This is a genomic window from Vibrio sp. Evd11, assembly GCF_900382755.1.
GTDB lineage: Bacteria > Pseudomonadota > Gammaproteobacteria > Enterobacterales > Vibrionaceae > Vibrio > Vibrio lentus.
Window position 1 is genome coordinate 74,332 of sequence record NZ_OSDX01000018.1, and the last position, 10,351, is coordinate 84,682.

General features: G+C 44.5%; 8 protein-coding genes. 3 read left to right on the forward strand and 5 right to left on the reverse strand.

Going from position 1 to position 10,351, the window contains the following annotated elements; translation table 11 throughout:
• The first annotated feature begins 120 nt into the window (after positions 1-120).
• The 3 genes from ED652_RS10315 (at position 121) to ED652_RS10325 (ending at position 2,145) form a co-directional block, all read left to right on the forward strand.
• Positions 121-1,110 carry a rhodanese-related sulfurtransferase gene (locus ED652_RS10315; protein ID WP_122054680.1) on the forward strand — a complete coding sequence of 330 codons (990 nt, stop codon included), beginning with the start codon at positions 121-123 and terminating at the stop codon, positions 1,108-1,110.
• 156 nt (positions 1,111-1,266) lie between these two features.
• Positions 1,267-1,524 carry a YdcH family protein gene (locus ED652_RS10320; protein ID WP_009846137.1) on the forward strand — a complete coding sequence of 86 codons (258 nt, stop codon included), beginning with the start codon at positions 1,267-1,269 and terminating at the stop codon, positions 1,522-1,524.
• A 96-nt stretch (positions 1,525-1,620) separates the two neighbouring features.
• The gene (locus ED652_RS10325) at positions 1,621-2,145 is read left to right on the forward strand and encodes an N-acetyltransferase (RefSeq protein ID WP_122054682.1); all 525 of its coding nucleotides are present in this window, start codon (positions 1,621-1,623) and stop codon (positions 2,143-2,145) included.
• Between the two features lie 60 nt (positions 2,146-2,205).
• On the opposite strand, the gene ED652_RS10330 is transcribed toward ED652_RS10325, so the two are convergent.
• The 5 genes from ED652_RS10330 to uhpA all read right to left on the reverse strand — a co-directional run bounded on the left by ED652_RS10330 (position 2,206) and on the right by uhpA (position 10,249).
• Positions 2,206-5,121: an alkaline phosphatase family protein gene (locus ED652_RS10330; protein ID WP_122054684.1), complete on the reverse strand. Its 2,916-nt coding sequence runs from the start codon at positions 5,119-5,121 to the stop codon at positions 2,206-2,208.
• 202 nt (positions 5,122-5,323) lie between these two features.
• Positions 5,324-6,529: a mannose-6-phosphate isomerase, class I gene (gene manA / locus ED652_RS10335; RefSeq protein WP_122054685.1), complete on the reverse strand. Its 1,206-nt coding sequence runs from the start codon at positions 6,527-6,529 to the stop codon at positions 5,324-5,326.
• Positions 6,530-6,795: 266 nt separating this feature from the next.
• Positions 6,796-8,136 carry an MFS transporter gene (locus ED652_RS10340; RefSeq protein WP_122054687.1) on the reverse strand — a complete coding sequence of 447 codons (1,341 nt, stop codon included), beginning with the start codon at positions 8,134-8,136 and terminating at the stop codon, positions 6,796-6,798.
• Positions 8,137-8,144: 8 nt separating this feature from the next.
• The gene (gene uhpB / locus ED652_RS10345; protein ID WP_122054689.1) at positions 8,145-9,641 is read right to left on the reverse strand and encodes a signal transduction histidine-protein kinase/phosphatase UhpB; all 1,497 of its coding nucleotides are present in this window, start codon (positions 9,639-9,641) and stop codon (positions 8,145-8,147) included.
• A complete protein-coding gene (gene uhpA, locus ED652_RS10350) occupies positions 9,641-10,249 on the reverse strand; it encodes a transcriptional regulator UhpA (RefSeq protein ID WP_004732761.1) in 609 nt (202 codons plus the stop codon). The genes uhpB and uhpA overlap by 1 nt, the downstream gene beginning before the upstream one ends.
• Positions 10,250-10,351: the final 102 nt, after the last annotated feature.

The following is a 10,351-nucleotide window of genomic DNA, read 5'->3' on the forward strand; positions in this document are numbered from 1 at the left end:
GTTATACTGCGGCGGATTTTAATAAGCCAATATGGGCAAACCTGAGTGAATTAAACTCAGTCTGTATCATAAAAGGCAACCGCTCTGGATTTACGTTCCAGCTCGCAGAAAGGAAAAACCATGTCTCAATATGTTGTATGTGCTCTGTATAAATTCGTAGCACTTGATGATTACCAAGAAATTCGCCAGCCACTCACTGACGTGTTAGAAGCTAACCAAATCCGCGGTACTTTGCTACTTGCGAGTGAAGGTATCAACGGCACCGTTGCAGGTAAGCGCGAATCTATCGACGCTCTTCTTCAATGGTTCAAACAAGATTCTCGTTTGGCTGATGTTGTTTACAAAGAGTCGTTCAACGAAGAACAACCATTCAACCGCACCAAGGTTAAGCTTAAGAAAGAGATCGTAACCATGGGCGTTGAGGGTATCGACCCACGCCACGTTGTCGGCACTTACGTGAAACCAAACGAGTGGAACGCTCTGATTTCTGATCCTGATGTAATTCTGGTTGATACCCGTAACGACTACGAAGTGGACATCGGCACATTCAAAAATGCTGTAAACCCAAACACAGAAACCTTCCGTGAATTCCCTCAGTACGTTGAAGAAAATCTTGATCCTAAGAAGCACAAGAAAGTCGCGATGTTCTGTACCGGCGGTATTCGTTGTGAAAAATCAACGGCCTACATGAAAGAGCAAGGCTTTGATGAAGTTTACCACCTTGAAGGCGGTATTCTTAAGTACCTAGAAGAAGTACCAGAAGAAGAGAGCATGTGGGAAGGCGACTGCTACGTATTTGATGGTCGTGTTGCAGTTAACCACCAGCTAGAGAAGAGCGGCTACGATGTGTGTAACGCATGTCGTTTGCCAATCACAGACGAAGACAAAGCGTCTCAGCACTTTGAGAAAGGCGTAAGCTGCCCTAAGTGTGTTGATAAGCACAGCGACGAGCAGAAAGCGCGTTTCCGCGAACGTGAAAAGCAAGTTCAACTGTCGAATGCTCGTGGCGAAACCCACGTAGGCGGCGATGCTGCTCACCTTATCGATCAACGTAAGAAAGAAAAGCTAGCACACAAAGAGCAGCAACGTTCTGGTAAGAAAGCGAAGTAGTTTTTAAGTTTACTAAAATAACAAAGGGCATCAGCGAATCCATAATGGAACGCCAATGCCCTTTTTTGATCCTGTTCTCGCTTTGTGTTTTGAGCCACATTTCTTTCGATAAATTGCTTCTATACTGTTAATAATTCGACTAGAGAGGAAGTGCCAATGCTCAATGAAAACCATGCCTTTATCTTAGATTTCCCAGATCTTAAATTAGACATTGTTCAGCTCAACCACGACGACGAAAAATTCAAAGCAGACATGCAGAAATACCACCAACTCGACTACGACATCCGTCAGCTAGAAATTTCTGGCAGCCCTATCGATGACGACAGCATGCACAACCTCAAAGTAGAACGCATGGAGCTAAAAGACTCGCTACACAAACAGCTCACGCGCCATCACGCGCTTAAGATCGTATAGAAAAATCAATCCAATACTTTATTCTAAGCCATGCACCACGCATGGCTTTTTGGTTTCATCACATCGCAAATCTAAGCTAATTCGGCTTCTTCAATTATGTTACTGTTTGCTTATTCAAAGGCGTTTGATAAGGAAGCAAGCCAAGTGGCAAGACAAGAAGAGAATATACAATTCCAGCTCGTTTCAAATCATGAATTCGAAGAACTATTTGCGTGTGTGAAACAAGGTATATTCATACACGTAGATGACGTTTTCGGTTGGGATGATGACTTTCAACGTCAACGCCTAATCAATGATTATCATCCCTCTTGGTTTCATTGGATATATCGCGAAAATGAGAGAGTAGGACTCGTCTGCTTTAAGCCTTATGACAACGCATACCATATTCATCTGCTGATCATTTTCCCTCAAAACCAAGGCCGCTCACTTGGCAAGCAAGTCATGACTCTCATACATAAGAGAGCCATGGAAGAGCAACGAAGCCAAGTCACTCTATCGAGCTTTAGAAGTAACACTCGCGCCATTAGCTTTTATCAGTCACTTGGCTACCGAGTTGTTGATGAAGGAGATGATGATTTTGTGGGATTGGCTCTCAACCTAGCTTACTCTCAGCCTAGCTAACTCTCAGCCTCGCTAACCATAGAGAAAATACAGATAGCGAGTAGATAGAGAGCGTTTACTTTAGCGCGCGCTTGAAATATCTAATTTCTCAATCAACGATGGAAAACCCCAACCGTTCTCGCCTTCGACCACAGGTTCTCCGGTCAAATACTCAAACAACGTTGGCGCTAAAGAGCCGTTAGCTTCGATTTTCAATTGCTGAGAATTATCGCCAATTGGCGCTCCCCAGAATCCAATGAAAGCATCTTTCTCTAAGTAATCCTCACCAGCATGACGACCCGGCACCTTAGTGTTGTAGCCAATTCCCGCTTTAGGGAACAAGTTAACCGTGCCAGCCCTATCTTCAAGGTAGATATTAGCCAGTTGATTCACTGAATCTGGTCGAAGTGTTGGCTGCGTCAATGAAGTCCACTCAGCACTGCTACACCACGTTGTCACATCCGCCTTAACCGCTCGGTTAATACACTTTTCGACCAATTGAGAATACTGTGAAAAATCAGCTTCGCTTGGTGATGCTAGGTATGGATTTAACCTTTGCGTATTGAGCAAAATCGGCGCTCGGTTGTCTTCCAATGACTCATAGAAAAGCTTGTCACCTTCACGTGTGATCAATTCATCAACCCGTTTAAAATCACGGTTGCCAATCACACGAACAGCGCAACGTTGTTGATCACATGTGCTTTCTCTTACGACCATATAATCAAGACTTTCAGGCAAGCGTTGCGCTATCTGATTAATGATGTCGATATTCTGACCAGCTGGCGCTGCAATCGGAGACCACTGCGTGAGTTCTTGATAAACCGGCTGAACCTGCCACCCGTGAGCCGAGTTAAAGAAGTCCATCATGAAATTACCACCAGCAGTAGAAGCAACCACAACATCCAACTCCTTCGAACTTGGGTAGCTTAGGGCATTGGTGATTTTAGGCCCTTCACCCTCGTCTGAAGATATCTTCTTAACCACAATTGGATACTCTAGCTCTGCTTGTAAGCCTTCAAATACCTGCTTTTCGGGATTGAGCGCGTAGAACACTGGCGTTAAACCATGATCTCCGGCCATGCCCCATAGCGTTTTATCATAAACGCCTGCACTGCGGTAAGTCGCTTCAATCTGGCGAATCCAATAGTCCAGTCGGTTAAGCTCTCCCGTCGGCATCAGAATTTCGTCACTAAAAGGACCGGTAAAGTGTGCGAAGTGATCCGGCCATGGGTTATACACCAAGGTGTAGTCTGGCATCCCTTTGCCATCTAACTCGGCAAACTGAGTAATCGACTGTTTAACCTGAGCCTTCTTTGAAAACTTAGTGAAAAAATCAAAGCCAGATATAGTCTGATACGCTTCAATATCTTCAATCAAGGCTTGACGCTTTTCTTGCAAAACCATTTCGACTTCTGAACGCTCTTGAAGCTCTTTAACGCAGCGTTTCTCACCATAATCACGCAGTGACTCACCCAAACCTAGGTTTACTAGCCCGTCGTAAGTGGTATGAGCATTCCAATCATATTGAGCGTTGCAGTTCAGCGTTTTTAGGTAATCAAGGCGATCAAACATGGTTTGTACCTTGTTGTCTGCCATCAACACATCTAACTGCAGGGCATCATTACCAAAGAAGTAATACGCTCGGTCGATCTCTCGGTCAACAAAGTGGAAATTAGGGATACCCGTACCACCTTGCCCCGATACTTTCGCGCCTGTTTTAATGATCGGTAAATTGCGTACGCTGATCGTCGGAGTAGAAGAGATACCCACTCGGCTAATATTGTCTCGATGCTCTTGATAGAGTTTTTTGAAGAACGGAAGATAATTCGGATCACGGTAGGTTTGTTCAGACAGAACTTCCATGAACCTCACTTGTTGTTGATGCTCAGGCTCAATCACCGTTTCTAACTGAGGTTTGTATTGCGCTCGGTTTTTATGGTTCTGATAAGCCACCGAAATGAAAGGTGAATCTTCATCGACCACCCCCTCAATCAACCCTTGCTGTAAACCATCGACCGTCACTTGGACCGCAAAACGTTTGTGTTGTTGGGAATCTAAGAATTGAATGAGCGCGTCAGGCTGGTCACTGAACGCTTGCTGCATCCAATCATCGAGTGCTGCTGCGCGTTCTTCTTTAAACACAAATTGTCGGTAAGCTTTGAGCAAATTTAAGCGCACAAAATCGATGAGCGTAATGGTGAGAGCTTGTGCTTTGTTATTCGGCTTATCAGCGTTTTCTGGTTTACCATCTTCTGCAATCGCCAACATTGCAGACTTCATGTCGCCGTCATCCATTCCCAATGCCGCTTTACCAATCAAATCAACGATGATCGGTTGAATCTGAGCGATGATCGCTAGATCTTCAGGGCTATTGGTTAAGTATGTGTAATTCGCAGGGAGCGTGTCCATATCCTGCCAAACACCAATTTCGAATAACGCATCGTAGATAACCACCATGTTGGCAATGAACTGTTCATCGATACGAATACCTTCATGATGCCCCGTTGCTTCAGTCGAGGTATCTGGCTCGTGATGCTCTGAGGTTGGCTTATCTCCAACATGATAGAGGCTATGTTCAAAGCCCTTTAATGCCTGCTCATCATAAACCGTCGACAAGTAAGATTTGAACACATCTTCACTGCCCAAACCTGAATAGCGGTCGTAATAACTATAGAGAAAATAACCCAAAGGAATTGAGTACGTCGGGTTGGATAACTGAGCAACGACTCTAGCTTTGGTTTTGACATCTAAAGGGAGGGCGAGAATATACGCATCTAATGTAACGCCACCAATCGTGAAAAGAGCCGCATCACGAGTGAGTTTGGCAGAATAACTTAGGCTTGAAAGCACCTGATTTTTCAACACTTCACTGGAGCTAAACACGCCACCAATGACGGGCGTTGTTGATATATCAGCCGCACTCGGACCTGACGCAAGCGCCAACGATAAGGCACTGAATAAACTGGCGTAACTGCGAACGTGAGAATAAGAGCTCATCAAATTTCCTTTAGATCAACACACTTCTATAAATTTAGCTTATTGTTTCAGCCTGCATTTATTAGTCAACCTATGAAAACGTTTGTTTTCTGATTCGAAGAGCTCTTATTGTTATGAAATGTTCATTCTTACTAATATCTCTAAGACTTTACCGCATACCCAAAGCCCAAAAGCTTTCTAATGTTATACGACAGTTATTCCCCTAGTTAAACGCTCTGGCCACTCGCCCTTTACTGCTCAATTCATAATGACCAATATAGGCTGGGATAAATACCGATTGCCCTTTAGTAAGTGTTAAGTGCTCGCCTTTCTGACTCACTAGCGTTAGATCAGCGTCTATTGCCATTAATATTTCAGCGCCGCTTGTGATCACTTCTTCTTGATGAGGACAATGGAAAATATTGAAATTGAAATCACTAACCGGGATCTCATAGCTATCACATTGATCTAATTTTGAGGGTGCTAATAATAAGCGTTCGAACGGGATTGGCGTAAACTCTGTACACGCAACTAACTCAGCCACATCAATGTGTTTTGGTGTTAAACCTGCTCGCAGCACGTTGTCTGAATTTGCCATGATCTCAAGCCCAGTTCCCTTAATGTAAGCATGCGGAGTGTTCGCATTCAAATACATCGCTTCACCCGGCTTTAGTGTGATCAAGTTAAGCAGCAGAACACAAAATAGTCCGATATCGTTTGGGTACTGATGGCTAAGCTCAGTAACCAAAGCAAACTCAGCTTGGTCTTGGTGAGCGGCTGCGTAAGTCAGAAGTTGCTCTAATGCTTGATGTTTACGTTGGTCATCTAGAGTTAACAGATCGCGGAAAAACGCTTCTAAGCCTAGAGAATCAAGGTGGTTGCCAAACTGTTCAACTAAGCCAGCCAGCTCACTCGAATCCAACTTTCTGAACAGAACCAATATTTCATCGAACTCTCGAAAGCCATTCATCGCTTGGTATTCAGTGATCGCGTAAACCAATTCAGGTTTGTGGTTCGAGTCTTTGTAATTACGATGTCCTGCGGTCAGAGGAATGCTTTCCTGTTCCTCTCTCGCAAAGCCTAATTCAGCTTGGTGCTTGTTTGGGTGGACCTGAACCGATAGCGCTTTTTCTGCTGCCAAGATCTTAAACAAGAACGGCAGTTCACCGAACTCCTGCGCAATATCATTTGATAGATAGGCAGGTTTATTCTTATTAATCAGCTCAGAGAGAGGCACCAAATGTTGGTCCAACTTGACCATTGAACAACCTTTCGGATGCGCTCCCATCCAAACTTCCGCTTGCGGCTCTTGTGACTCATTCTTAAAGCCAAACAGTTCACGTATCGAAGAAATGCTCCCCCATGCATAATTTTGGATGGTGTTTTCCATTGGGAAAAATGAGTGTTCTGAGAAGTGGCTGAGTGACATGGCGTTTTCCGTAGTGAGCCCTTTGAACACAATTCAGAGAGCTGATTTCTAATAACGTAAATAATTAGAAAGACTACAGAGAGCAGCTAGAACCCACATGAGATGAGGTCTTAGACGCAATAGGAAAAATTCTTAGAAACGGGTGAGAACGATGAAAAGCGTGAAAAGAGTCACATTTGAATGCTACGTATAAAAACGCTGAAGATAGGATAGCTGCACAATAACCAGAGGACCATTAGCAGCTATCTTATTGACGAGGAGAACCCTTAAAAACCAGAGCGAGCCTCTGTACTTTTCTGAGGTGATTGAGCTTGTAGGAAAGGCAGTAGCAGCAAGCCAATAACGGCCGCACAAGTAGAGATGGTAATGAAGAACCCACTCCAGCCATAAGTTTCTAGAACGAGCGCTAATGGGTAACCAGAGAGTGCTGCACCCATGTAAGCAAACAAGCCAACAAAGCCTGTTGCTGCCCCGGCAGAGTCTTTATGTGAGCATTCCGCGGCTGCCATGCCTATTAGCATTTGAGGGCCAAAAACAAAGAAGCCAACACAAAATAGACCTGCAGCTTGAAACACAAAATTAGTTAATGGCATAAGCCATAAAGCAGATACCGAGAGGAAAATACCAATCGCAAACAGGATGTTCATTGGACCGCGGTTACCACCAAACAATCTATCCGATCCCCAGCCAGCAACAAGTGAACCAACAAAACCACCAATCTCGAACAGAGACAAAGCAGCATTTGCGTTAATCAAACTGTAATGGTGTTCTTCGGTGAGATATAAATTACCCCAATCATTAACCGCTGTTCTTACGATGTAAACCAACACATAACTAAAAGCGAGCAACCAAATGTACTTGTTGCTGAACACGTAAGTTTTCAATATCTCTCGATAGCTTAACCCTTGCCCATGGTTCTCTTGCGCTAATTCTAGATGGTCATTGCGCCACTTCCCTACCGTCGGGAGGCCCATGGTGGTGGGCTTATCTCGTAAACGCCAACAGACGATAAGACCGATAAAAACACCAATTACACCCGGCCAGATAAAACCTGATCGCCAACTGTACTGGAGAGTTAGATAGCCCACGAGAATAGGAATCAATGCCCCACCAACGTTATGTGCTGTATTCCAGATTGCCCAACGGAATCCTCTTTCGGAGCGAGAATACCAAGTCGTCAGTAGCTTAGAACATGAAGGCCAACCCCAACCTTGGAACCAGGCATTGAGCACCCAAAGCGAGATAAAAGCTGCTAACGAACTTGAAAAGCCAAACGCAATGTTTATCAGACCAGTCGCGATTAAGCCAAGCCCCATAAAGTAGCGCGGGTTGGAACGGTCCGATATTGTTCCTGAGATAAATTTCGATAAGCCGTAAGAGAGATAAAAGAGCGTGCCAATTAAGCCGATATCACCTTTGTCTAAGCCAAGATCGGTGATCATGGCTGGCGCGGCATAATTAAAGGTTTTACGAGTGAAGTAAAAACCGGCATAACCAACATACATACCTATCATGATGTGAAGGCGCCAGTAGCGGTAACTCTGATTGACCTCATCATCACTTAGAGTATGACGATTTGACGTTGTTGAGCGCAGAAATCCAAACATACTCGTTCTCACACTTTAGGTAATGTAACGCTGATATTGGTGCCCGAAGAGGGACCATTAGCGTTGATTGTCATCTTGCCACCGAGCGCCTGAACACGCTCTTGCATACCACGAACACCCATCCCTTTGAGAAGATCTTGCGCTGTAAAACCAATGCCATTATCTGATATCTGAAGATAAGCCTGATCATCCAAAATCAGTTCAATTTTAATCTCGCTCGCACTGGCGTATTTATGGGCATTGTTTAAGGATTCTTGGCACAGTCGGAAGAGAGTGACCTTAAGCGTGTCACTCAAACATGAATAATCACCTTGCCAATTTAGCTGGATATCAACGCCGTGATCTGAAAACTCCATTTCCCGTATCAGCTGTTCAACGGAGTCCTTTAGATCAAGGTCATCCAACATTTTAGGTCTTAGTTTTGTGAGTAGGCGTTTAGTGGTGTCATAAACATTCAAAGACAATGACTCAATCGTGCCCGCACAACGAACACTCATTTCAGCGGCATCAACACGCTTAATAATGTTTGCTTGAGTGCGAATCGCCGTGATGTTCTGACCGATTTCATCGTGTAGCTCACGAGCAATGTCACGACGAACCGATTCTTCAGCAGTGATTAACTGACGTGAAAGATTTTGATTCCTGGAGAGCTCACTGCGCAATTTCGAATTGAGATCTTTTTGCTTTTGAACCGCAAGACCCAGCAATATGCCAGTGATGGTTTGAGCGGAAAGAGATAAGAGTAAATCGGTAATTTCGAGTTTGGACGTTCCACTGTGGGCAGCTATCAGCGCAACACTGTTTAACAGAGTCGCCAGTAAAGCGCCTTGCCACCCGTAGCGAACGGCTAGCAGGATAATAGGGATCGCCATACAAAATGGGGCGAAGCGCCTTAGTTCATCAGGCAAGCTGGTTTGTATCAAAATACTGGCCACCAGCAACACACTGTATAAAGCGATGTGACGGATTTTGAACTCTACAACATTATGGATTAAGTAAGAGCTCAGTGGCGCCCACTTATTTTGGAATAGATAGTTCCAGACCAGATAACACATAGGCACCAGCATCAATCCACCCGTGATACTCGCTAACCACACCATGTAAACGGCTGGAACATGAGAACCCACCACGGCAACGTTAATTAATGCGGTAACCATGATTAAGCTCGCCATCACTAACAAGTGACGATTTTGATCACCATAGTAATAACGCTTGGCAAATAGAGTGGCAGGAATACTTAATCCACTGGCGATGAGTATGGTCAGCCATTGGGGTTCATCAAGCAATAACGCTAACGCGATCGCAAGTCCCCACTCTGCAATATAGATAGCAGGCCAATAGTGAGTGCGAGTGTGCAGCGTCATTCCCAATCGAAGTGAGAATGGGAAAAGCAGAATGGCTAACTCAGGGTCATTAATAAAATAGAAGGCAATAACCCATAAACAAAACCATGCACAGCCAGCCATAAAAACCCCACATAGTGAGGTGGCTAGATAGGAGCGCATTAGTACTGATCTTGAGTGAACAATTTAGCTAACTCAACGTTGTTCTTAACATTGAGTTTGTCCATGGCATTGGCACGGTGTACATGCACCGTTTTATGACTAACTCCTAGCTCAACGGCGATAGATTTCACATCGAGCCCCGTTGCCAATAACTGACACACTTCGCTTTCTCTGCGGGTGAGTTGATTTAAAGAGGCTTTATTCTTCATTGGTGTCGCAAGCTTTATAGCGATATCGGGCGTGAGATAACAGCCACCATTTGCGCTCGTATGTACAGCTTGGATTAACTCATCTGGGCTACAGCGCTTACTGAGGTAGCCTTTAGCTCCTAACTCTAATGACTTCTCAACCATTGCCGGAGAGTCATGTACGCTCAGCATGATACTGGCAATGCCTGATGGAATTTCTTCCAATAAGCTCAAGCCACTTTCATCCTGCATTGAAATATCCAAGATAACGACATCAGGGTGACAACTTGGCAATCCGAGGCGCGCTTCTGCCGCAGAGTTAAATTCACCCACGACCGTAATATCAGTTTCAAGACTGAGTAATTGAGCAAAGCCCGAACGAACAATGACGTGGTCATCAACAAGTGCAACATTAATCATGATATCAACCAAAATTAAGAGTAAGAAAGAAAAATAGCCCCGATAGGTAATGCCGATCAGTTAGAACTAAAGTGATCGGTTGAACGATCCTTCAGAGCTGTC

What these genes read in the sequence shown, in the direction of transcription:
- ED652_RS10315 (WP_122054680.1), top strand. Translation starts at nt 121, where the DNA reads ATGTCTCAATATGTTGTATGTGCTCTGTATAAATTCGTAGCACTTGAT.
- ED652_RS10320 (WP_009846137.1), top strand. Translation starts at nt 1,267, where the DNA reads ATGCTCAATGAAAACCATGCCTTTATCTTAGATTTCCCAGATCTTAAA.
- ED652_RS10325 (WP_122054682.1), top strand. Translation starts at nt 1,621, where the DNA reads ATGTTACTGTTTGCTTATTCAAAGGCGTTTGATAAGGAAGCAAGCCAA.
- ED652_RS10330 (WP_122054684.1), bottom strand. Translation starts at nt 5,121, where the DNA reads ATGAGCTCTTATTCTCACGTTCGCAGTTACGCCAGTTTATTCAGTGCC.
- manA (WP_122054685.1), bottom strand. Translation starts at nt 6,529, where the DNA reads ATGTCACTCAGCCACTTCTCAGAACACTCATTTTTCCCAATGGAAAAC.
- ED652_RS10340 (WP_122054687.1), bottom strand. Translation starts at nt 8,136, where the DNA reads ATGTTTGGATTTCTGCGCTCAACAACGTCAAATCGTCATACTCTAAGT.
- uhpB (WP_122054689.1), bottom strand. Translation starts at nt 9,641, where the DNA reads ATGCGCTCCTATCTAGCCACCTCACTATGTGGGGTTTTTATGGCTGGC.
- uhpA (WP_004732761.1), bottom strand. Translation starts at nt 10,249, where the DNA reads ATGATTAATGTTGCACTTGTTGATGACCACGTCATTGTTCGTTCGGGC.